The 21,707-nt window shown below is 69.3% G+C and carries 18 protein-coding genes; 12 read left to right on the top strand and 6 right to left on the bottom strand.

What is annotated here, in order from left to right; genetic code table 11:
- Positions 1-121 precede the first annotated feature (121 nt).
- On the top strand, positions 122-4,048 hold the full coding sequence (locus ACFSXZ_RS20115; protein ID WP_378266645.1) for an nSTAND1 domain-containing NTPase: 3,927 nt from the start codon (positions 122-124) through the stop codon (positions 4,046-4,048).
- 90 nt (positions 4,049-4,138) lie between these two features.
- On the opposite strand, the gene ACFSXZ_RS20120 is transcribed toward ACFSXZ_RS20115, so the two are convergent.
- Positions 4,139-4,795 (bottom strand): DUF3043 domain-containing protein, encoded by a 657-nt coding sequence (locus ACFSXZ_RS20120; RefSeq protein WP_378266646.1) that lies wholly within the window; start codon positions 4,793-4,795, stop codon positions 4,139-4,141.
- A 185-nt stretch (positions 4,796-4,980) separates the two neighbouring features.
- On the opposite strand from ACFSXZ_RS20120, the gene ACFSXZ_RS20125 reads away from it, so the two are divergent.
- Both ACFSXZ_RS20125 and ACFSXZ_RS20130 read left to right on the top strand, forming a co-directional pair.
- Positions 4,981-5,355 carry a HesB/IscA family protein gene (locus ACFSXZ_RS20125; protein ID WP_378266647.1) on the top strand — a complete coding sequence of 125 codons (375 nt, stop codon included), beginning with the start codon at positions 4,981-4,983 and terminating at the stop codon, positions 5,353-5,355.
- A 122-nt stretch (positions 5,356-5,477) separates the two neighbouring features.
- A complete protein-coding gene (locus tag ACFSXZ_RS20130) occupies positions 5,478-6,467 on the top strand; it encodes a carbohydrate kinase family protein (RefSeq protein ID WP_378266648.1) in 990 nt (329 codons plus the stop codon).
- A gap of 54 nt (positions 6,468-6,521) precedes the next feature.
- Here ACFSXZ_RS20130 and asnB read toward each other — a convergent pair whose 3' ends face one another.
- Positions 6,522-8,456: an asparagine synthase (glutamine-hydrolyzing) gene (gene asnB / locus ACFSXZ_RS20135; RefSeq protein ID WP_378266649.1), complete on the bottom strand. Its 1,935-nt coding sequence runs from the start codon at positions 8,454-8,456 to the stop codon at positions 6,522-6,524.
- 192 nt (positions 8,457-8,648) lie between these two features.
- On the opposite strand from asnB, the gene ctaC reads away from it, so the two are divergent.
- Positions 8,649-9,557 (top strand): aa3-type cytochrome oxidase subunit II, encoded by a 909-nt coding sequence (ctaC, locus tag ACFSXZ_RS20140; protein ID WP_378266650.1) that lies wholly within the window; start codon positions 8,649-8,651, stop codon positions 9,555-9,557.
- Positions 9,558-9,672: 115 nt separating this feature from the next.
- On the top strand, positions 9,673-10,092 hold the full coding sequence (locus tag ACFSXZ_RS20145) for a cytochrome c oxidase subunit 4 (RefSeq protein WP_378266651.1): 420 nt from the start codon (positions 9,673-9,675) through the stop codon (positions 10,090-10,092).
- A gap of 60 nt (positions 10,093-10,152) precedes the next feature.
- Here ACFSXZ_RS20145 and trpD read toward each other — a convergent pair whose 3' ends face one another.
- Together trpD and ACFSXZ_RS20155 are read right to left on the bottom strand one after the other, a co-directional pair.
- Positions 10,153-11,169: an anthranilate phosphoribosyltransferase gene (gene trpD, locus ACFSXZ_RS20150; protein WP_378266652.1), complete on the bottom strand. Its 1,017-nt coding sequence runs from the start codon at positions 11,167-11,169 to the stop codon at positions 10,153-10,155.
- Positions 11,166-11,576 (bottom strand): hypothetical protein, encoded by a 411-nt coding sequence (locus tag ACFSXZ_RS20155; protein ID WP_378266653.1) that lies wholly within the window; start codon positions 11,574-11,576, stop codon positions 11,166-11,168. The genes trpD and ACFSXZ_RS20155 overlap by 4 nt, the downstream gene beginning before the upstream one ends.
- Positions 11,577-11,829: 253 nt before the next feature.
- On the opposite strand from ACFSXZ_RS20155, the gene ctaE reads away from it, so the two are divergent.
- Genes ctaE through qcrB form a run of 4 tightly spaced genes read left to right on the top strand, consistent with a single transcriptional unit; the run spans position 11,830 to position 16,106 of the window.
- Positions 11,830-12,453 carry an aa3-type cytochrome oxidase subunit III gene (ctaE, locus tag ACFSXZ_RS20160; protein ID WP_378266654.1) on the top strand — a complete coding sequence of 208 codons (624 nt, stop codon included), beginning with the start codon at positions 11,830-11,832 and terminating at the stop codon, positions 12,451-12,453.
- Positions 12,454-12,496: 43 nt separating this feature from the next.
- Positions 12,497-13,315: a cytochrome bc1 complex diheme cytochrome c subunit gene (gene qcrC, locus ACFSXZ_RS20165; protein ID WP_378266655.1), complete on the top strand. Its 819-nt coding sequence runs from the start codon at positions 12,497-12,499 to the stop codon at positions 13,313-13,315.
- A complete protein-coding gene (qcrA, locus tag ACFSXZ_RS20170) occupies positions 13,312-14,454 on the top strand; it encodes a cytochrome bc1 complex Rieske iron-sulfur subunit (RefSeq protein ID WP_378266656.1) in 1,143 nt (380 codons plus the stop codon). The genes qcrC and qcrA overlap by 4 nt, the downstream gene beginning before the upstream one ends.
- On the top strand, positions 14,451-16,106 hold the full coding sequence (gene qcrB / locus ACFSXZ_RS20175) for a cytochrome bc1 complex cytochrome b subunit (RefSeq protein WP_378266657.1): 1,656 nt from the start codon (positions 14,451-14,453) through the stop codon (positions 16,104-16,106). The genes qcrA and qcrB overlap by 4 nt, the downstream gene beginning before the upstream one ends.
- Positions 16,107-16,181: 75 nt before the next feature.
- Here qcrB and ACFSXZ_RS20180 read toward each other — a convergent pair whose 3' ends face one another.
- Positions 16,182-16,469: an Lrp/AsnC family transcriptional regulator gene (locus ACFSXZ_RS20180; RefSeq protein WP_378266658.1), complete on the bottom strand. Its 288-nt coding sequence runs from the start codon at positions 16,467-16,469 to the stop codon at positions 16,182-16,184.
- A gap of 84 nt (positions 16,470-16,553) precedes the next feature.
- Positions 16,554-18,260, bottom strand: coding sequence for a DEDD exonuclease domain-containing protein (locus tag ACFSXZ_RS20185; RefSeq protein WP_378266659.1), 1,707 nt, complete (start codon positions 18,258-18,260; stop codon positions 16,554-16,556).
- A 75-nt stretch (positions 18,261-18,335) separates the two neighbouring features.
- Here ACFSXZ_RS20185 and ACFSXZ_RS20190 point away from each other — a divergent pair, with 75 nt between their 5' ends.
- From ACFSXZ_RS20190 to ACFSXZ_RS20200, 3 genes are all read left to right on the top strand, one after another.
- Positions 18,336-19,709, top strand: a complete 1,374-nt coding sequence (locus ACFSXZ_RS20190; protein WP_378266660.1) for an NYN domain-containing protein — start codon at positions 18,336-18,338, stop codon at positions 19,707-19,709.
- Between the two features lie 72 nt (positions 19,710-19,781).
- A complete protein-coding gene (locus ACFSXZ_RS20195) occupies positions 19,782-20,159 on the top strand; it encodes a hypothetical protein (RefSeq protein ID WP_378266661.1) in 378 nt (125 codons plus the stop codon).
- Positions 20,160-20,604: 445 nt separating this feature from the next.
- Positions 20,605-21,654: a C40 family peptidase gene (locus ACFSXZ_RS20200; RefSeq protein ID WP_378266662.1), complete on the top strand. Its 1,050-nt coding sequence runs from the start codon at positions 20,605-20,607 to the stop codon at positions 21,652-21,654.
- The last annotated feature ends 53 nt before the right edge of the window (positions 21,655-21,707 follow it).

Consider the following 21,707-nt stretch of genomic DNA (forward strand, 5'->3'; position numbering starts at 1 on the left):
GACGGGCCATCCTGGTCTGAACCCGTCCGCTCCGGTCGGTAAACTCGCTGGTGAACGGCGTACATGTGGTTTCCGGTCCGGAGCAGGACGAGGGCGGGACAAGGAGGACAGTCGCAAGGAGATGGTCGATTCCCGCTCGGATCCCGTGCCGCGTGAAGCCTTCGCGGAGCGGTTCTCCCTGTTGTACGCCCAGGCCGGCGACCCGCCGCTGAAGCAGGTCGCCAACGCGGTGGCCCGCGCCGGCCGCGTGGACGAGCGCGGACAGCCGGTCCGCGTGGTCGCACAGCGCGTCAGCGACTGGCGTCGCGGGCGTAACGTGCCGGCCCGGTTCGCGGCGCTCGCGATCGTCCTCGAAGTGCTCATCGTGCAGGCCCGTCGCCGCCATCCACAGCCTCCCGTCGCGGGCCTTTACGACGTCGGTGCGTGGCGGACCCTCTGGCGCGAGGCGCTGGCCACCCCGGTGAGCGCGGCGGCGGAAACCTCAGGCGACACCGGGGCTTGCCCGTATCGCGGTCTGTCCGCCTTCCGCGCCGAGGATTCGAACTGGTTCTTCGGCCAGGAACGCAACCGCGACAAGCTGGTTTCGAGGCTTGCCGACGCGATGGAGACCGGCGGGATCGTGACCCTGGTGGGCGCGTCCGGTGCGGGCAAGTCCTCGCTCGTGCACGCCGGGTTGATCCCGGCGCTGTCCCAGGGAGTGCTCGGCGGGCCGTCCTCGGCCGGGTGGCCGGTCATCGTGATCACGCCCGGCGACGACCCGGTCAAGCAACTGCACACCGAACTCCCCGCGCTCGCGGAAGCGTCCGGGCCGGAGGCGATCCGCGACGGCGTGGCCGAGGAGGCCCGCCGCCGTGGCGGCGGTGAGGACGCCCGGATCGTGCTGGTGGTCGACCAGTTCGAGGAAACCTTCACTCTGTGCGAGGACGAGGACAAGCGCCGCCAGTTCGTCCAGGCGCTGGAATCGGTGTGCGCCAAGGGCGTGGCCGGAGTCGTCCTGGTGGCGGTGCGGGCCGACTTCTACGGTCAGTGCCTGGAGCATCCGCCGCTGGCCGAAGCGTTGCAGACGCGGTCGATGGTGCTCGGCCCGATGACGGTGGGGGAACTGCGCGACGCGGTCAACGGTCCCGCGAAGGCGGCGGGCCTGCAGCTGGAGACCGGTCTGGCCGATCTCATCCTGCGCGACCTCGGGGTGCACAGCGGCCGTACGAAGGGGACCTACAACGCCGGTGCGCTGCCGCTGCTGTCCCACGCTCTGCTGGCGACGTGGCAGCGCCGCCAGGGCGGCAAGCTCACCATCGCCGGCTACCGCGCGACCGGCGGGATCGGCAAGGCCGTCGCGGAGACCGCGGAGCGGGCCTGGGCCAACCTCGATCCGGTCGGCCAGGCCGCCGCGCGCCGGATCCTGTTGCGCCTGGTCCGGGTCGGGGAGGACACCCAGGACACCCGCCGCCGGTGTGACCGCCGCGAACTGGGGGCACAGGCGGCGAGCGCGGGCGCCGCGGAGCGCGCCCTGGACACGCTGGCCAGTGCCCGGTTGCTGACCTTGGACGCCGAATGGGTCGAAATCACCCACGAGGCGCTCCTGCACGCCTGGCCCCGGCTTCGCCGCTGGATCGACCAGGACCGCGCCGGCAACCTGCTGCGGCAGCGCCTGGAGGAGGACGCGCGCGCCTGGGACCAGGAGGGCCGCGATTCCTCACCGCTGTACCGGGGCGCGCGGCTGGACAACGCCCAGCAGTGGGCCGCCACCGCCGGCCAGGAGGCGATCAGTCCGGTGGCCCGGCAGTTCCTCGCCTCCTCGGTCCGCTTCAAGCGCCGCAACTCGTGGTTCCGGCGGGCCGCGGTGGCGCTGGTCGTGGTGTTCGCGCTGACCGCCGTGTCCGCCGCGGTCGTCGCGGTCCAGCAACGGGATGACGCCCGCTTCCAGCAGGTCGTCTCCGAAGCCGACCGGCTGGCCGACAGCGACCCGTCCCTGTCGGCGCTGCTGGACCTGGTGGCCCACCGGATGCGGCCCGGCGACGCGTCGGTCGGCACGCGGCTGATCTCCACCCAGCAGCAGGGCCTCGCCACGCCGCTGCCCGGACACAGCGGCGCGGTGTACCTCACCTCGTTCAGCCCGGACGGCAACGTCCTGGCCACGGCGGGCTACGACCGCACGGCGCGGCTCTGGGATGTCCGCGACCGGAGCCATCCGAAGCCACTGGGTGCCCCGCTGACCGGCCATCGGAGCTGGCTGTCCTCGGCGGTGTTCAGCCCGGACGGGCACACCCTCGCCACCGCGGGCGACGACGGGACCGTGATGTTGTGGGACGTCACCGACCCGGCCCGCCCGGCCCGCCTCGGCGATCCCATGTCGGGCAACGACGGCACGATCTACCTGGTCGCGTTCAGCCCGGACGGCCACCTGCTGGTCACCGCCGACGAAGATCACACGGCCCGGCTCTGGGACGTCACCGACCGGCGGCGGCCGCAGAACATCGGCCAGCTCGACGGCCACACCAAGCCGGTCCGTTCGGTCGCGTTCAGCCCCGACAGCCACACCGTCGCGGCCGGTGGTGACGACGGCACGATCCTGCTCTGGGACGTGACGAACCCGCACGCCCCGGCGCCGGTCGGTCATCCCCTCACCGGCTTCACCGACACCGTGCATTCGGTGGCGTTCAGCCCGGACGGCAAGATGCTCGCCGGCGGCGGAGCGGACAAGACCGTCCGGCTCTGGAACGTCACCGACCGCGCCGCCGCGGCGCCCGTGGGCGCGCCGCTCATCGGCCATACCGCCCAGGTGTGGTCGGTCGCGTTCAGCCCGGACGGGAGGGCGCTCGCCAGCACCGGCAGCGACGGCACCGCGCGTCTGTGGAACCTGGCCAACCAGGCCAAACCGAGCGAACTCGAGAGTCCACTCGCCGGAGGTGCCGGGTACGCCGTCTCGTTCAGCCCGGACGGTCATTACATCGCGACCGGGGGACAGGACGGCATCGTGCGGTTGTGGTCACTGCCGGCCACCATCGTGCAAGGCCACAGCGACGACGTGGACTCGATCGCGTTCGCCAGGGACGGCCGCACGATGGCGACCGGAGCCAACGACCACACCCTGCGGTTGTGGGATGTCCGGGATCCGGCCCGTCCGGCGCCGCTCGGACCGCCGCTGACGGCGAGCGCCCAGGTCTGGGGGATGGCGTTCAGACCGGACGGGCGGGTGCTGGCCACCGCCACCAGCGACCGCACCGTTCAGTTGTGGGATACCTCCGACCCGGCCCGTACGGTGCCCATCGGCGCGAGCCTGGTCCTGGGCGTCCGCTACTCGAACCCGCTGGCGTTCAGCCCGGACGGCCGGTTTCTCGCCACCGGCAACGACGACGAGAGCGTCCAGTTGTGGGATATCGGCGATCCCGCCAGGCCGGTCCGGCTCGGCTTGCCGCTGTCCGGGCACACCGGCTACGTCAACGCGATGGCGTTCAGCCCGGACGGCCGGACCCTCGCGACAGCCAGTGCCGACCAGACGGTGCGGTTGTGGGACGTGACCCGCCGGGACCACGCCGTTCCGCTGGGCGGGGTGCTGACCGGGCACACCGGAGCGATCAATGCGCTGGTGTTCGCCCCGGACGGGCACACGCTGGCCACCGGCAGCGATGACAAGACGGTCCGGCTGTGGAACGTCACGGACCCGGCTCACGCCGCCGCGCTCGGCTCGCCGCTGGTCGGGTTCACCGGTCTGGTCAAGGACCTCTCGTTCGCTCCCGACGGCCGGAGCATGGCCGCGGTCGCCGACGACGGCACGATCCAGCTGTGGGACGTCACCGATCCCGGCCGGGCCGTCGAGTACGGCGGTCCGCTGACCGGCGGTTCGCACGGCACCGCGAACGCGGTGGCCTTCGGCATGACCGCGAAGACCCTGGCCACCACCAGTGACAGTGACACCGTGCGGCTGTGGGACCTGGACATCGACCACGCCGTCCGGCGGATCTGTGGCGCGACCGGGGGAACACTCACCCCGCAACGGTGGCAGCAGCACCTTCCGCAACTGCCTTACGACCCGCCCTGCGCCTGACGCAGAGCGAGGTCGCACGGCACTCTCCGGGCGGCTCGCCCGGGACGCGGGCGCGCCAAACCACGTTGCCCCCGCTCCGCGCCTGAGGCGCTAGGAGACGGCTTCCCCGGGCTTGACACGCGGTTTGGGCACCCGCAGCTTGCGGATCTGGCTGGCGCGCACGAAGGCGTACCAGCCGACCGAACGTCCGTTGACGGTTTCCTTCGGGAACTTCTCCCGCACCTGCTTGGTGATGCGGCGACCGGCCATGAAGCCCTCGAAGGCCATCGCCAGCAGCAACAGCGTGCACATCAGCGTCGCGTACTGCTGGATCGCGGGGTAGGGAATGAGCAGCGCGACGAAGACCAGGATCGCCAGCGGCATGAACAGGCCGAGCAGGTTCCGCCGGGAGTCCACCAGGTCGCGCACGTAGGCCTTGACCGGGCCCTTGTCACGCGGCAGCAGGTAGCGCTCGTCGCCCTCGGCCATCCGCTGCTGGCGTTCGCGGGCCTGGGCGCGCCGCTCCGCGCGGTATTGCGGGTTCGACTTCCTCAGCTCGCGGTTGCGCTTCATCGCCTCACGCATGGTGCGCGGCGGCGGCGCCACCGGGCCGCGGCGCTTGCCCTCGGCCTCGCGGCGTTTCGGGGTCGCCTTGCCCTTGCCGGGCGTATAGCCCCGGTTGTGAGATTCGATACCCTGCGCCACCTCGGCAGACGTTGCCTCGGGGCTGTCTTCGGTGGTGGTGCCGCTGCGGCGGAGAAACCTCACCGGCCCAGGATATTCCAGGCTCGCCGTCGGTGTTCACGCGGTCGGTGCGTATGCGACCATGGAAGAGATCGGGCACCGTGGTTGTTGACCTGATCAGGAGTCCTTCCGGCAACGAGTGTGATTGCGGATGGACCCGTTCGGGAATACGGTCCGTGCCCGCCGCACGCGAACACCGAGGGAGAGCAATGACGACCGCTGAGCAGACCGGCAAGCAGGCCGAAGCCGGCGAAGCCACCCACGGCGTGAACCTGACCGACGCCGCGGCCGCCAAGGCGAAGACCCTGCTGGAGCAGGAAGGCCGCGACGACATGCACCTGCGTATCGCAGTTCAGCCCGGCGGGTGCGCGGGCCTGCGGTACCAGCTGTTCTTCGACGAGCGCACGCTCGACGGCGACCTCTTCCGCGACTTCAACGGACTTCGCGTGGCGGTCGACCGCATGAGCGCGCCCTACGTGCAGGATGCCGTGATCGACTTCGTCGACACCATCGAGAAGCAGGGCTTCACGATCGAGAACCCCAACGCCACGGGCTCCTGCGCCTGCGGCGACTCCTTCCACTGACCACTCGGCGCCAGGCGGGATGCCCGCCTGGCGCCGGCGTGTGTGCATAGTGCTTTACCGGGCCTGTCACCACCGCGTGGCAGGCTTCGTCATGTCCTGACGGCACAGACAGGGAGATACGGGTGGCTTCCAACGAGCGCATCGCGGTCACGGGCAGCATCGCGACCGACCATCTCATGCACTTCCCCGGCAGGTTCGCGGAGCAGCTCGTCGCCGAGCAGCTGCACCGGGTCTCGTTGTCCTTCCTGGCCGACGACCTCGTGGTGCGGCGGGGTGGCATCGCCGCCAACGTGTCGTTCGCGCTGGGTGTCCTCGGGGTGAACCCGGTCCTGGTCGGTGCGGTGGGCGAAGACTTCGCCGACTACCGGTCGTGGCTGGAGCGGCACGGCGTGGACACCAGCGGCGTGCACGTGTCGGAGGTGGCGCACACCGCCCGGTTCGTCTGCACCACCGACGAGGACTTCTGCCAGATCGCCACCTTCTACGCGGGGGCGATGGCCGAGGCGCGCAACATCGAACTGGAGCCGATCGTGCGCAGGCTGTCCGGGCTGCGCATGGTCCTGGTCAGCCCGGACGACCCCGACGCGATGCTCCGCCACGCCCAGGAATGCCGTGACCGGGGCTACCCGTTCGCGGTCGACCCGTCGCAGCAGCTGGCCAGGATGGACGGCGAGCAGGCGCGCGACTTCGTCCAGGGTGCGGACTACCTGTTCACCAACGACTACGAGTGGGAACTGCTGCTCCGCAAGACCGGCTGGAGCCCGTCGGACGTGCTCGACCGGGTCGCCGTGCGGGTCACCACGCTGGGCGAGAAGGGCGTGAAGATCGTCACCGCCGACGGCGCCGAACTCGAGGTCGCCGCGCTGCCCGAGCTGACCAAGGCCGACCCGACCGGTGTCGGTGACGGTTTCCGCGCGGGGTTCCTCGCCGGCCTGAACGGCGGCCTGAGCCTCGAACGATCGGCGCAGCTCGGCTCGCTCATCGCGGTGCTGGTGCTGGAGACGGTCGGCACCCAGGAGTGGACGTTGGACACGCCTTCGGCGCTCAAGCGCCTCGCCGATGCCTACGGACCCGACGCCGCCGCGGACATCGCGCCGCTGCTGCCGGCCTGAGCCGGAAAGCGTTCGGGGCCACGCGGTGCGGCCCCGAACGCGTGGGCACCGCCGTCAGATCCGCACGGGGTAGACGGGCTCGGGTACCTCGGGCTTGATGCGGTGCTCGACGAAGATGCCGTGCCAGAGCATGAAGACCAGCAGGGCCCAGATGCGCCTGCTGTGGTCGAACTTGCTCTCCTTGTGCTCGTCCAGCATGCGCAGCGCGGCGGCCTTGTCGATCAGTTCGCCGGTTTGCGAGTCGTTGATGATGCCGCGCGCCCAGTCGTACATCTCCGCGCGCAGCCAGAACCGGATCGGCACCGGGAACCCGAGCTTGGCGCGGTTGAGCACGTGGGCGGGCACGATTCCTTCGAGCCCGCGGCGGAGCGCGTACTTCGTGGTGTCGTGGGCGATCTTCTGATCGAGCGGGATACCGGCCGCGACCTTGAACACCTCGGGGTCCATGAAGGGCACCCGCAGCTCGAGCGAGTTCGCCATGGTCACCTTGTCGGCCTTGACCAGGATGTCGCCGCGCAGCCAGGTGAACAGGTCGACGTGCTGCATGCGCGCCACCGGGTCCCAGTCTCGTGACGTGCGGTAGTGCTCGGCGGTGACGTCCTGGTGCCCCACCCGCTCGTCGTAGGTGCGGAGCACGCCGCGCAACAGGTCGTCACGGAAGATCCGCGCGTTGCCGTAGTAGCGGTCCTCCAGCTTCAGCGCGCCACGCCGCAGCAGGTCCTTGCCGCGCGTGCCCTCCGGGATCACCCCCGACGCCTTGCCCAGCAACCGCCGGATCCCGCCCGGAACCTTCTCGAACGGTGCCAGCGAGATCGGTTCCTTGTAGATCGTGTAGCCGCCGAAGAGCTCGTCGGAGCCCTCGCCGGAGAGCACCGCCTTGACGTGCTTGCGCGCCTCGCGGGCGATGAACCACAGCGGCACCAGCGCGGGGTCGGCCACCGGGTCGTCGAGGTACCAGACGATCAGCGGGAGCGCGTCCATCATCTCGTCGGGGGACACCGTGCGGACGATGTGCTTCACTCCGATCGCGGCCGCGGACTCGGCCGCGACGTCGACTTCGGAGTAGCCCTCGCGCTCGAAACCGGTGGTGAACGCGATGAGGTTCGGGTTGTGCTCCTTGGCCAGCGCGGCGATCGCGGTCGAGTCGATGCCGCCGGAGAGGAACGCGCCCACGGTGATGTCCGGGTCGGCGATCATGTGCTTGCCGACCGAATCGCGCATCACATCGGCGATCCGCTGGTAGAGCGAGTCCGCGTCGGCCTTCGACCGCACCGGCCGCGCGTCGAACACCGGGAAGAAGTAGCGCGCCTCCTTCACTTCACCGCCCGGTGCGATGGTGAACGAGGAACCGGACTCGATGCGGCGGATGCCGGTGTGCAAGGTCTCCGGCTCGGGGACGTACTGCAGGGTCAGGTAGTGCTGCAGCGCGCGGTTGTCCAACCGCTGGGGCAGCCCGAGCACGTCCGAAAGCTCCAGCAGGCTCTTCTTTTCGCTGGAGAACGCCGTGCCGCCGGGCCCGGAGGAGTAGAACAACGGCTTGATGCCGAACGGGTCACGCGCGCCGAAGAGCACCCGCTCGTCGGCGTCCCAGATGAGGAAGGCGAACATGCCGCGCAGCCGGGCCACCGCGCCCGGTCCCCAGTAGTGATAGGCGGCGACGATCGCCTCACCGTCGCCCGCTGTGGCGAACTTCGCATCGTGCTTCTCGGTCAGCTCTTCGCGCAGCTCGAGATAGTTGTAGATCTCGCCGTTGAAGTTCAGCGTGTAACGGTTCGGTGACTCCGGCGGTCCCCAGACCAGCGGCTGGTGCGCGTGCTCGACGTCGATGAACGCCAGCCGGTTGAAGCCGTAGACGACCTCACCGTCGGCCCAGGTGTCGGTCTCGTCGGGGCCGCGGTGCCGCTGGCAGCGCAGAGCCGTCCCCACCGCGGCCCTGGCCTTGGCCGCGTCGCTGTCACTGGTACAGACCAGTCCAAGAAGGCCGCACACGTCTCTCTTCACACCCTCGAGTCATCGCCGGTTGTCGAGGGCCCAGTATGCCGGGTGCTCCGTTCGCGGGCGGTCACCCCTTGGCCGCGCGCGAATGTCCCCACCATCACACCCACCCACCCTCACCGGACGTGCCCGGCGCGGCAGATCTAGACTCCGGGCTGTCACGCTGGACTTCGGAGGAGGCCTGGGTTGAACAGGGTCGGTAAGGTCGCCGCGCTGGCGGGGTTGGTCGCCCTGCTGGCCACCGGGTGCTCCGGTGACGAGGTGCTGCGCTTCGGCTGGCCGGTCGGGGTCACCGAGCAGGCAGGCAAGATGCGCTGGCTGTGGACCTGGTCGGTTGTCGCGGCCCTGGTGGTGGGCGCGGTCGTGTGGGGGTTGATCTTCTGGGCGGTGTTGTTCCACCGCAAGAAGAAGAACTCCGATCCCACCGAGTTGCCCCGGCAGTTCCAGTACAACGTGGCGCTCGAATTCTTCTGCGTCGTCGTTCCACTGGTCATGGTGGGCGTGCTGTTCTTCTTCACCGCCACGACCGAGAATCAGGTGCTGTCCAAGACCGACCATCCGGACGTGACCGTGAACGTGGTCGCGTTCCAGTGGAACTGGGAGTTCGACTATCCCGGTGAGCCCAAGGACGCGACCGGGCAGATGATCAGGACCATCGGGAACTCGGGCGAGGTCCCGATACTGGTGCTCCCGGTCGGCAAGACCATCCAGTACAACCTCCGCTCCACGGACGTGATTCATTCCTTCTGGGTGCCGGAGTTCAACTTCAAGCGCGACGTCTTCCCCTACCCGGAGAAGAACAACCAGGACTCGTCGTTCCAGAACAAGATCGACCAGGCCGGGGGATTCAAGGGTGAGTGCGCCGAGTTCTGCGGCATCCACCACTCGATGATGAACTTCGAGGTCCGGGCCCTGCCGGCCGATCTCTACGCGCGCTACATTCAGGCTAGGACGCAGATCAATCCCGCGACCGGGCAGCCGAACACCGCGGCCGAGGCGCTCGCGGCGCTCAACTGCGGACAGTTGTGCACCCCTCACGCGATGACCAGTCAGCCGTTCAACACCGACCGCACCGCGCGCGCGGCCACACGGTGACAATCCGACCTAAAGTAGGCGGACACGGTCCGCAACGGACTCGCCTGTATAGATCCATTTCCGCCGTGGCTGCCGTCGGATTGGAAACGAAGGGCACAGTAGGAGGAGCAGGCTCATGAAGGTCGAAGCCCGGGTTTTCTACGTAGTCACCATCTTCTGTTTCGTCATCGCCATCGTGTACGGCGTGTGGACGCACCTGCAGAGCGGGTTCGGCGTCGAGCCGGTCGGCCTGGTCGCGCTGCTGCTGACCGGCGGCCTGGCGCTCATCGCGGGCAGCTACATGCAGTTCATCTCGCGCCGTATCGAGCCGCGTCCCGAGGACCGCGAGGACGCCGAGATCAGCGAGGGCGCGGGCGAGATGGGCTTCTTCAGCCCGGGAAGCTACTGGCCGATCGCCATGGCCGGGGCGGTGGGCCTGGCGGCCCTCGCGATGGCCTTCTTCCATATCTGGCTGATCGTCATCGCCGGCGTGCTGATCCTGTTCACGGTCGGCGGCCTGGTCTTCGAGTACCACACGGGCCCGAACCACGAATAGGCCTTCACGACAAAGTGCCCACACCCCGCGCGGGTGTGGGCACTTTTCGTCGGGGGCTTCCTAGCGGTGGGCCGCCCAGCGGGCGAGGAGGTCGGCCGCCGCTCCCGAGTCGACCGCTTCGGCAGCCCTGGTCATCCCGGCCGCCAGGTCGGCGGTCAGCGACGACGTCAGTCCCGCGTGGGCGGCCAGCGCGCCCGCCGCGTTGACCAGCACCGCGTCCCGCACCGGTCCCGGCTTGCCCGCGACCAGGTCGCGCACCACCTCGGCATTGGCCGCCGCGTCGCCGCCACGCAGGTCCTCGGCCGCCGCCCTGGGGATGTCCAGAGCGGACGGATCGAAGTGTTCGGCGTGGACCTCGCCATCGGAGACCACCCAGACCGAACTCGACGTGGTGGTGGTGATCTCGTCGAGACCGTCGTCGCCGCGCACCACCAGCGCCGTGACACCGCGCCGGGCGAACACGCGGGCGAGCACCTCGGTCTTGTCCGGATAGGCGCAGCCGACCAGTCCGGCGGCCGGTTGCGCCGGGTTGGTCAGTGGCCCGAGCAGATTGAAGGTCGTCGGCACGCCCAGTTCGCTCCGGGTGGGGCCCGCGTGCCGGAAACCGGGGTGGAACACCGGCGCGAAACAGAACCCGATGCCCAGTTCCGTCACGCATCTGGCGACCCCCTCCGGGGGCAGATCGATCGCGATTCCCAGCGCCTCCAGCACGTCCGCGGCGCCCGCCTTCGACGAGGCGGCGCGGTTGCCGTGCTTGACCACCGGCGCTCCGGCGGCGGCGACCACCAGCGCGGCCATGGTGGAGATGTTCACCGAACCGGACCGGTCACCGCCGGTGCCCACGATGTCCACCGCCCGGCCCTCGAAGTGGACCCGGCGGGCGTGCGCGAGCATCGCCTCGGCCATGCCGGCGATCTCCGCCGCGGTCTCTCCCTTGGCCCGCAACGCGATCGCGAAGCCGCCGATCTGCGCCGGGGTGGCCGCGCCGGACATGATCTGGTCCATCGCCCACGCCGTGTCCCGGGCGTCGAGGTCGGCGCCGGAGATGAGCCGGTTCAGCAGCTCCGGCCAGCTCATGCGCGCACTGAGGGAACCCGCAGGCCGCGCAGCACCTCGGCGACGGTCTCCGCCGCCGCCAGCGGGTCGAGCGGGTGCACCAGTACGGCCTCGGCCTGCGCCCAGGTGGCCAGCCAGCGGTCGTCCTTGCGGCGAACCGCGACGACGATCGGGGGGCAGTCGTCGATTTCGTGCTTGAGCTGACGGCACAAACCGATGCCGCCGGTCGGCTGGGCCTCACCGTCCAGGATCGCCAGGTCGATGGTCCCGGCGTCCATTTCGGAGAGGACGTCGGCGACCGTGCCGACCTCCACGTACTCGATCCGGCCGAGGTCGGTGGCCGGACGGCGGCCGACCGCCATCGTGATCGATTCGCGCACTTCCGGCCGGTTGCTGAACACCAGAACCCTCATCGGCTGCTCGCTCATGTCCCAGATGCTAGTGTTCGCGCCCACTCGCGCGCGAACACCGTCGGAAACCGAGTGTGATTCTCCTCGCGTGCCTGAACCGCTGTGGCCTTCGTCGCCCGGAAACGCCCCGGAAACCCCTGGCACACAACGCCTTCGGCGCAGCTCCGCCCCTGGTCGGGCCGGGTTGCGGAGAACTTGCACACCCCGCGTCCGCGTGTGTGACCGATTCCCCTATGACCCGACCGGGCGGGCCCGTTCGCCGGAGGACATAATGCGAGGCGTGACAGCTCCCACCATCAGCCAGCGGGTGCACTCGCTGAACCGGCCGAACATGGTCAGTGTCGGCACGATCGTGTGGCTCTCCAGTGAGCTCATGTTCTTCGCCGGCCTGTTCGCCATGTTCTTCACGGTCAAGGCGCAGAACTCCAGTGGTGTCTGGCCGCCGATCAATCCGGCCACGGGCGAGCCGATCCACCTGGACATCCCGTTTTCGCTGCCCTTCACGATCATCCTGGTCGCCTCGTCGTTCACCTGCCAGCTGGGCGTGTTCGCCGCCGAGCGCGGGGATGTCTACGGCCTGCGCCGCTGGTACGTCGTGACCTTCATCATGGGCGCGATCTTCCTGGGCGGGCAGGCGGGTGAGTACACCAGCCTGATCAAGGAAGGCGTGACCATCCCGTCGGGCGCGTGGGGCTCGATCTTCTTCGTCGCGACCGGTTTCCACGGTCTGCACGTCGCGGGTGGACTCGTCGCTTTCGTCTACCTGCTCATCCGCACCAAGCTGAGCAAGTTCACGCCCGCGCAGGCGACCTCGGCGATCGTGGTGTCCTATTACTGGCACTTCGTCGACATCGTGTGGATCGGCCTGTTCGCGGTCATCGAGATCCTCCCCTGACCGCAGGGTCCCCCGACCACCGAGAGCAAGGGTTGCCGCAGAGATGACCACCAGCAACAAGACCTCCGAGCGCCGGTACCGCGCGCGCACCAAACTGCGCCGGCGCGTGGCCGGCGCGCTCGCGCTGGGTGTGGCGTTGTTCGGGGTGGGCACGGCCTACGCCGTGTTCGTGCCGAAGGCGCAGACCGCGCAGGCACAGGAGGATCCGGCGCAGCTCCGGCAGGGCCAGCAGGTCTACAACAACACCTGTATCACCTGCCATGGCGCGAACCTCGAGGGCGTGAAGGACCGAGGACCGAGCCTGATCGGTGTCGGGGACGCGGCGGTGTACTTCCAGACCTCCTCCGGCCGGATGCCCCTGGCGCGACAGGAAGCGCAGGCTGAGCGCAAGCCGCCGAAGCTGACCCCGGAGGAGATCGACGCGGTCGGTGCCTACATCCAGGCCAACGGCGGCGGTCCCCAGCGGCCCGCCGAAACCGGAGAGGCACTGCGCGGGCCCGATCCCGCGCGCGGCGGGGAGCTGTTCCGCCTCAACTGCGCCTCCTGCCACAACGCCACCGGCCGGGGCGGGGCCCTGTCGGCCGGGAAGTTCGCGCCGAACCTCGACCCGGCGAGCGAGGAGCAGATCTACACGGCGATGCTCACCGGCCCGCAGAACATGCCGAAGTTCTCCGACCGGCAGCTTTCGCCGGAAGAGAAGAAGGACATCATCGCGTACGTGAAGTCGGTGTCGGACGGCAACAACAATCCCGGTGGTGACTCCCTGGGCGGCTTCGGCCCGGCGTCCGAGGGTGTCATCGCGTGGATCGTGGGCATAGGCGCGCTCATCGGCGTGACCTTGTGGATTGGATCGAGGGCATGAGCAGCAAGGACGTACCGGAGCCGTCCGAGTCGGAACTGGCCGAAATGGACCGTGACCAGCTGGTCGAGCTGGGAACGTCCCTGGACGGCGTGAAACTCGTCGACTATCCGGACCCGTGGCCGGTCAAGGGCACGCGCGCGGAGAAACGCGCCGAGCGCATGGTCGCGCTGTGGTTCGTCATCGCCGGCCTGGCCGGTCTGGCGTTCGTGGTGCTGCTGTGCTGGCCGGATGTGTGGCGGTACAAGGAGCCGGGCGCTTCGGGCACCTTCTGGTACAACCTCTACACCCCCGCGCTGGGTGTCACCCTCGGTCTGGCGATCCTGGGTCTCGGCATCGGCGTCCTGCTCTACACCAAGCGGTTCATCCCGAGCGAGCTGGCGGTGCAGGAGCGACACGACGGCGATGGCGAGGGTTCGTCCGAACTGGACAAGAAGACGATCGTCGCGCAGCTGGCCGACTCCGGTGACCGGAGCACGATCGCCCGGCGCTCGCTGATCAAGCGCAGCGCCGCGCTCGGCGGCGGGGCTCTCGGGCTCGGCGTGGTGGCACTGCCGATCGCGTCGTTCGTCAAGAGCCCGTGGAAGGAACCCAACCCGGCGGACACGCTCTGGCACACTCCGTGGATGCCGGAGCACCCGGGCGATGTCGTCTATCTTCGCCGCTACACCGGTGTTTCCGAGCAGGTCGAACTGATCCGCCCCGACGACATGGACGCGGGCGGGATGGAGACGGTCTTCCCGTTCCACGAGTCCGATCGCGAGGACCCGGAGAAGCTGGCCGCCATCTTCAACCGGTCGGACGCCCCGGTCATGCTGCTCCGGCTCCGCCCCGAGGACGCGGCGCGCGTGACCAAACGCCAGGGGCAGGAAGACTTCAACTTCGGTGAGTACTACGCCTACAGCAAGGTCTGTACTCACGTGGGCTGCCCGGCGTCGTTGTACGAGCAGCGGACGAACCGCATCCTCTGCCCCTGTCACCAGTCGCAGTTCGACGCGCTGACCTACGGCAAGCCGATCTTCGGACCGGCGACCCGCGCGTTGCCGCAGTTGCCCATCACCGTGAGCCCGGACGGATTCCTGGTGGCGCGCAGCGACTTCATCGAACCCGTCGGCCCGGCCTTCTGGGAGCGTAAGTCATGAGTTCACTCACCACGCCCACCAAGGGAACCAGCCCGCTCCAGCGGGAGGCCGCCAAGGCGGCGACCAACATGGACCAGCGGTACCACCTGGCCAAGGGCCTGCGGCACCAGCTCAACAAGGTCTTCCCGACGCACTGGTCGTTCCTGCTCGGCGAGATCGCGCTCTACAGCTTCATCGTGCTGATCGCGACCGGGGTCTACCTCACCCTGTTCTTCGACCCGTCCATGCAGGAAGTCACCTATCACGGTAGCTATGCCGACCTGCAGGGCGTGTCGATGTCGCGGGCCTTCGCGACCACTTTGGACATCTCGTTCGACGTGCGCGGCGGGTTGTTCGTCCGGCAGTTGCACCACTGGGCCGCGCTGATCTTCGTGGCGGCGATGATGGTGCACATGTTCCGGATCTTCTTCACCGGAGCGTTCCGCCGCCCGCGTGAGGCGAACTGGATCATCGGTGGCCTGCTGCTGATCCTGGGCATGTTCGAGGGCTTCTTCGGCTACTCGCTGCCCGACGACCTGCTCTCCGGCACCGGTATCCGTGCCACCCTGTCCGGCATCGTGCTGTCGTCCCCGGTGATCGGCACCTGGCTGCACTGGGCGCTCTTCGGTGGCGAGTTCCCGGGTACGGAGATCGTGCCGCGGATGTACACCCTGCACATCCTGTTGCTGCCAGGGATCATGCTGGGACTCGTCGGCGCGCACCTGGCGCTGGTGTGGTACCAGAAGCACACCCAGTTCCCCGGGGTGCGCCGGAAGGAGACCAACGTCGTCGGCGTCCGGATCATGCCGGTGTTCGCGCTCAAGGGCGGTGCGTTCTTCACCATCGTGACCGGCATCCTGGCCCTGCTGGCCGGGATCTTCCAGATCAACGCGATCTGGAACTACGGCCCCTACAACGCGGCGCAGGTCTCGGCGGGCTCACAGCCGGACTGGTACCTCGCCTGGGCCGACGGCCTGCTCCGCATCTTCCCCGCCTGGGAGATCTACCTCGGCCACTACACCATCCCCGCGGTGTTCTTCCCGGGCGCGGTGGGCATGCCGATCCTGTTCGCCCTGCTGCTGACGTATCCGATGGTCGAGCGGAAACTCTCCGGGGACACCGCGCACCACAACCTGCTGCAGCGGCCGAGGGACGTGCCGGTGCGCACCAGCCTGGGCGCGATGGCGCTCGGATTCTTCGCGGTGATCGAGGCCTCGGGCTTCAACGACATCATCGCGGATCAGTTCGACATCTCACTGAACGCGACGACCTGGGCGGGCCGGATCGGGGTGCTGGTGGTGCCGCCGCTGGCCTACTTCGTGACCTACCGGATCTGCCTCGGCCTTCAGCGCGCCGACCGCGAGGTGCTGGAACACGGCATCGAGACCGGCATCATCAAGCGCCTGCCCCACGGCGAGTTCATCGAACTGCACCAGCCGCTCGGTGGCGTCGACGACCACGGTCACGCGATTCCGCTGGAGTACCAGGGCGCGCCGGTGCCGAAGAAGATGAACAAGCTCGGCGCCGCCGGCCACGCCGTGCCGGGCACTCTCCTCGCGCCCGACCCGGCCGAGGAGACCAAGGCGCTCGAGAGCGCCAAGGGCAACGGTCACGGCAACGGCGTCCCCGCGTCCGAAGAAGTGCCCGCCGGCTGGCAGACGCCGGACCACTAGGCGGTTTTCGCGAAGGAAGGTGGCTTTACTACGGAACATCCGTAGTAAAGCCACCTTCCCGCATTAGGTGGGGCTTCAGTCGGTGGTGGGTGAGCCGATCGCGAAGGCCGATTCGGTGTCCGTGGTGCGATAGGACCGGAAGGCGATGTGCGTGTCGGTGTCGAGGACACCGGGCACCTTGCCGATCTTTCCGGGGATGACGTCGGCCAGATCCTCGTGCGCGGCCACCCGGAGAATCGCGATGAGATCGACATCGCCCGCGCATGAGTACACTTCGGACACACCGTCGATGTCGGCGATCGCCTGCGCCGCCTCGGGGATGCGTTCGGCCACGGCGTGAATCAGCACGATCGCGGTGATCACTCGCGTTCCTCCGGTTTCCGGCAGGCCGGGACGACCCGGCGAGCCATGACGAGCACTTCTCGCTCGCCGATCCTATCTCGGTGCTCACCTCGCGTTCTCGAGGGCGACGGCCGTCTCCGCGCGTTCCAGCCAGCCGTTCCAGCCACCGGCGCCGACCGCGGGTTCGGCCCACGGTCGCGCGGTGCGGACGAGCCTGACTCCGGGACGGGTGAGCCAGCGGCGCAGGATGCCGACCTCTTCCGCGGGAGCGCCGCGCAGTGGCCCCGGGCCGGGCTCGACCGTTTCCGCCGCGGCCACGAGCGCTTCCACGACGGGCATCGGCGGGACACCACGGCGGGCCACCCCGGCCGAGGCGAGCCTGCCGTGCCGGACGACCGCGAACTCCCACCCACCCGCCGAGTCCGGCGACGCGGCCACGAGTTCGGGAATCGCGGCCAGGGACGACAGCCGGTGCGCCCGGCCGACCGCGTGGACGAGCACGGCCAGTTCGTCACGGCGCCGGGCCGCTCGCTCGAAGTGCCGCGCCGCCGACAGGGCGTCCAGTTGGCTGAGCGCGGAATCCAGCGGCGCCGCGCTCCTGCCCTCGATGAGTTCGGTCACCGCGAGCGCTCCGGGCGCGTAGTCGACGACGCTTTGCCTACCGGCGCACGGAGCGCCGCACCGGCCCAGTTCGGCGAGGGCGCAGGGTCTGCCGGAGGGCGCGCGCGGCGAAATCCGCTGCGTACACGTCCGCAGTCCGGCGGCACCGGCCAGCACGTCCGCGGCCAGTTTGGCCGCCGCCTGGGAGCGGAAGGGCCCCAGAGTGCCGTCCCGGGGCGTCCGGATCACCGACAGCCGGGGAAACGCTTCCTCGGTGAGCGTGATCCACCACGAGGCGTGCGGGTTCTTCGATCGCCGGTTGTAGGCGGGGCGATGCGCGGCGAGCAACCGCAGCTCCCGCACCTGCGCTTCGAGCGAGTGCGCGCATTCGATCCCGTCGACGCGCTGGGCCAGCGCCACCATTTCGCGGATCCGGCCACGGCTTTCCGAACCCGTGAAGTACTGGCGCACACGACGACGGAGGTTGCCGGTCGTGCCGACGTAGAGGACCTCCTCCGACGGACCGCGGAAGAGATAGACGCCGGGGCGCTCGGGCAGATGCGCCGCGAGACCACGTTTGCTTCGCTGGGCGGGCGTGACCTCGGGCAGGTAGTCGAGCAACTCTTCGAGCGAGTGGACCCCGAGCGGGCCGAGCCTTTCCAGCAGCGCGTGCAGGACGTCCACGGTCGCGCGGGCGTCCGTCAGCGCCCGGTGGTTCGGCGTGGCGGAGGCACCGAACAGTGCGGCGAGTGCCGAAAGCCGGTAACTCGGCGTGTCCTGGCGGGTGAGCACACGCCGGGCGAGCCGGACGGTGCACACGACCGCCGGTTTGGGCCAGGGGTAGCCGTACTCGTGGCAGGCCGCGCGGAGGAAGCCGGTGTCGAAGGGCGCGTTGTGGGCCACCAGTACGGCACCGGCGGCGAATTCGAGGAACGCCGGCAGCACGCGGGTGATCGGAGGTGCGTCGTGCACCATCGCGCCGGTGATCCCGGTGAGCGCGACGATCTGCGGCGGGATGGGCATCCCTGGGTCGACCAGGGTGGCGAATTCGCCGAGCACCTCACCGCCGCGGACCTTGACCGCGCCGATTTCGGTGATGCCGTCCGGACCCGGCCGGGTGCCCGTGGTCTCCAGGTCGAACACGACGAAAGTGGTGTCCCGTAGCGGAGTGCCCAGCTCGTCGAAGGCCAGTTGATCACTCTGGACACGCATGATCGGCACCCTAGGCGGACCCACCGACAATTCCCGAATGCGGTGATCCACTGCGTGAGCGACTACCCTGGATGGATGTCGCCCTCAGCGCACGCCGAAGAGCCCGAAGCGCCTGGTCTTCGGGCGGCGGCCGGAGCCACCCGGCCGGAGGTGGAGCCCGGGCCGCCCGCCGACTGGCGCGAGCTGCCCGAGCCGGTGCGCCTGCGGCTGACCGAGCTGGCCGCCGAGGCGCTGGGCAAGATGTCGAGGCTGGACGTTCCCCAGCAACTGCGGCCGGTCGCCAAGTTCGCGCCGGCCAAGCGAGCCCGGCTCGGTGCCACCGCGTTGCTGAGTGCCTTGCAGGACTCGCCGCCCTTCCGGACCGCGACGCTGGAGTGGCTGCGTGAGTATCGGCCGGACGCGCTGAACCCGAACGACGAGGACTCCGTGTCCGCCGCCACCGCGGCCCTGCTGCTCGGCGAGGCGAGCGCCACCTCGCGAGTGCGCCTGGTGGCCAAGAACGCGGCCGAAACCGCGCTGCGGGCCGAGCGAGACGCCGTGATCGCGCGTAACCAGCGCCTCGAAGCCGAGCTCACGCAGCTCCAGACGGAGCTGAAGGCCGCGCTCCAAGCGGTCGACGACGCGCGGCACGAGCGGGAGGACGAGCTGGTCAAGCTGCGCGGTCGCTTGCGGGAACAGGGCGTCGTGCTCAAACAGGCCCGCGATGCGGCCGAGATGGCGCGAGCGGAGGCCGAACGGGCCAACGCGCGCCGCGACGAGGAGCTCGCTTCCCTGACCGCCCAGCTCGAGCGGGAGCGGCAGCGCGCGGCCACGGAGCGTTCGCGGGCCGAGCGTGCCGTGGCCGACGCGGAGACCGCGCGGCAGTCCGCGCGAGAGGCCCGTGACGCCGACGAAGTGCGGTTGAAGCTGCTGGTGGACACACTGGACGGCGCCGTGGCCGGACTACGCCGGGAGCTTTCGCTCGGCTCCGGTACGCGACGTCCGGCGGACCAGCTGCGGGGCGCGCGGTCGGCGGGCGAGGGTGGGGCGCAGGTCCGTGATCCGGCGGCGCTCGACCGTCTGCTCGGTCTGCCCGGCGTGCATCTGATCGTGGACGGCTACAACGTCACCAAGACCGGTTATCCCGAACTGGTCCTCGCCGATCAACGCGACCGGCTGGTCCAGCAGCTAGGCGCCCTGGCTTCACGGACTTCGGCCGAGGTGACCGTGGTCTTCGACGGCGCCGGTGTGCTCGCCGTGCCCACGGCCGCGGTCCGGGGCGTGCGGGTCCTGTTCTCCAAGCGAGGCGTGCTCGCCGACGATGTCATCCGCGAGCTCGTCGCCGCCGAACCTTCCGGAAGGCCGCTGGTGGTGGCGACCTCCGACCGGGCGGTCGTGGCCTCCGTCCGCGCCTCCGGCGCGCATTCGGTCGCCTCCGCGACCCTGCTCACCCTGCTCGGACGTGTCTGAACCACCGAAATTGTCGGTGGGTGTGCCTACCGTGGGTCTCCTACGAGTCGAACGAAGGTTCGAGGAGGACCTGTGAACGACGAAACCCTTGCCGCCCAGACGGCAAGCCTCGGCAGTCAAGGCGACCACAACGCGCGCGCTTTGCCGGCAGGCCCGCTATCGGGGCGGCAGGGCGCCCAATCCGATGACGCGACTCGGGTTACTCAGGAGCGCTCTGTCGACACGATCGCGGTCGCGCGCAACCTGGCGGCAACTGTCGACTGTGGGCGGTGTGTGCTGCGTGGGTTGGCGTGCTCGGACTGCGTGATCGGGGCCCTGGTGGACCCGTCGTGGCCGGTCGAATGGGATGAGGTCGAACTGCGTGCGGTCGAAGCGCTCGCCGAGGGCGGGCTTCTGCCGCGGTTGCGTATGACGCCGATGGCCCAGGTATCGAGGCGGGAAGCGGCCTGATCTCCGGCCGCAGCGGCGAACGGTCGTTTTCGTCGCCGAAAGGCTGGTGACCAGCTGGAATGAACCAGAGATGCTGGTCACACCATTGGGGGTCGGCCTGCTGCGATCGTGAAGATCAGGTATTACACACAGTTTTTTACCTGGGGTGGGTGGACCAACTGGCTGCAGTTTCGTAACCTGTCCGAGATCTCGCGCCAGAAGGCCGCCACACGGGTGACGGCGACGCGGGATTGCCGCCGAAGCAGCTTTGTCGGGGAGCTGTGCCGGACACCAGTGTTGTGAACCAGGTGTGGTCCTTCCATGCCTGGCCGCGGCCGGTGTCGCCGTGCGCCAAGGACGGATTCATGCCGGTATCCCTGGCACCACACGGTGTGCGATGCCGATCAGAGGGCCCCCGACCTCTGACGGACGGCAGGCGGCCGAGTGCAAAGGAGAGGCTCGCGGCGTGCAGTCGCAACCAGTGAAACGTGTGGTCGCGGGAGCGCTCGCGGCCGCGGCCGTGATCACGGTCCTGACCTTCCCCCAGGCCGATGCGGTCCCCGCCCTCTTTCCCGCCGATCCCCCGACCACCGCGTCGGATGCCCTGGCTCAGTATCGCCAGGTCGCCGGCCAGGCCGAGCAGCTCAACGAGCAGAAGTTGAAGGCGCAAGGAGACTTCAACGCCAAGCAGGCCGAGCTGAACAAGGCGAACGCGGACGTCGACGCGGCCAACCGTGCCTTCAGCCTGGCCCAGGGCGACCAGACCAAGTACCAGGTCGACGTCGACCAGTTCACCGACCAGTCCTTCGTCAGCGGCGCGCAGTTCGCGAAGCTGTCCGCCTTGCTGAGCGGGAAGTCGACGCAGGACTTCCTGGACCGCTCGTCGGCACTGGAGGTGCTGGCGAACGACAAGAACAAGATCATGCAGACCTATCTCGACGCGTCCGGCAGGGCCGCGGCGGCGCAGCGTCAGGCGGCAGACGCCAAGGCTCGCGCGCAGGCCGCGTCGGACGCCGCGGCGAAACTGCTCGACGACCTCAACGCCCGTTCGGCGGATCTGCAGAAGCAGATGGCCAACCTCGACTCGATCCGCCTGCGGCTCTCCGCGTCGGACCGGGCCGCCCAGCGCGACACCGGTGGGAGCGCGCCGAACGTGCCGGCACCGACGGCGGCCGCGCAGGCCGCGATCAACGCCGCGTTGCAGAAGCTGGGTGACCCGTACGTCTACGGTGCGACCGGTCCGAACTCCTTCGACTGCTCCGGCCTCACGCAGTGGGCCTACAAACAGGCCGGCGTCAGCATCCCGCGTGTCGCGTCGGATCAGCAGCAGGCGGGCGTCGCGGTTTCCATGTCCGCCGCCCAGCCGGGCGACCTGATGTTCGAAGGTTCGCCCGCGTACCACGTGGTCATGTTCCTGGGTGGCGGCAAGGTCGTGCAGGCGCCCACCAGCGGTGACGTGGTCAAGATCTCGAACGTGCCCAACAACATCACCAACGTTCGCCGGGTCGCGCTCTGACCCGCGGCAGGTCATCCGAGGAAGGTGGATTCACTCCCTGTAACAAGTAGATC

The organism is Amycolatopsis pigmentata, from assembly GCF_042684065.1.
GTDB classification, from domain to species: Bacteria; Actinomycetota; Actinomycetes; order Mycobacteriales; family Pseudonocardiaceae; genus Amycolatopsis_E; species Amycolatopsis_E pigmentata.

Bases quoted from the DNA above. Each gene is read 5' to 3' on its own strand.
- ACFSXZ_RS20115 (WP_378266645.1), top strand. From the start codon at position 122: ATGGTCGATTCCCGCTCGGATCCCGTGCCGCGTGAAGCCTTCGCGGAG.
- ACFSXZ_RS20125 (WP_378266647.1), top strand. From the start codon at position 4,981: ATGACGACCGCTGAGCAGACCGGCAAGCAGGCCGAAGCCGGCGAAGCC.
- ACFSXZ_RS20145 (WP_378266651.1), top strand. From the start codon at position 9,673: ATGAAGGTCGAAGCCCGGGTTTTCTACGTAGTCACCATCTTCTGTTTC.
- trpD (WP_378266652.1), bottom strand. From the start codon at position 11,169: ATGAGCTGGCCGGAGCTGCTGAACCGGCTCATCTCCGGCGCCGACCTC.
- ACFSXZ_RS20155 (WP_378266653.1), bottom strand. From the start codon at position 11,576: ATGAGCGAGCAGCCGATGAGGGTTCTGGTGTTCAGCAACCGGCCGGAA.
- ctaE (WP_378266654.1), top strand. From the start codon at position 11,830: ATGCGAGGCGTGACAGCTCCCACCATCAGCCAGCGGGTGCACTCGCTG.
- qcrC (WP_378266655.1), top strand. From the start codon at position 12,497: ATGACCACCAGCAACAAGACCTCCGAGCGCCGGTACCGCGCGCGCACC.
- qcrA (WP_378266656.1), top strand. From the start codon at position 13,312: ATGAGCAGCAAGGACGTACCGGAGCCGTCCGAGTCGGAACTGGCCGAA.
- qcrB (WP_378266657.1), top strand. From the start codon at position 14,451: ATGAGTTCACTCACCACGCCCACCAAGGGAACCAGCCCGCTCCAGCGG.
- ACFSXZ_RS20185 (WP_378266659.1), bottom strand. From the start codon at position 18,260: ATGCGTGTCCAGAGTGATCAACTGGCCTTCGACGAGCTGGGCACTCCG.
- ACFSXZ_RS20190 (WP_378266660.1), top strand. From the start codon at position 18,336: ATGTCGCCCTCAGCGCACGCCGAAGAGCCCGAAGCGCCTGGTCTTCGG.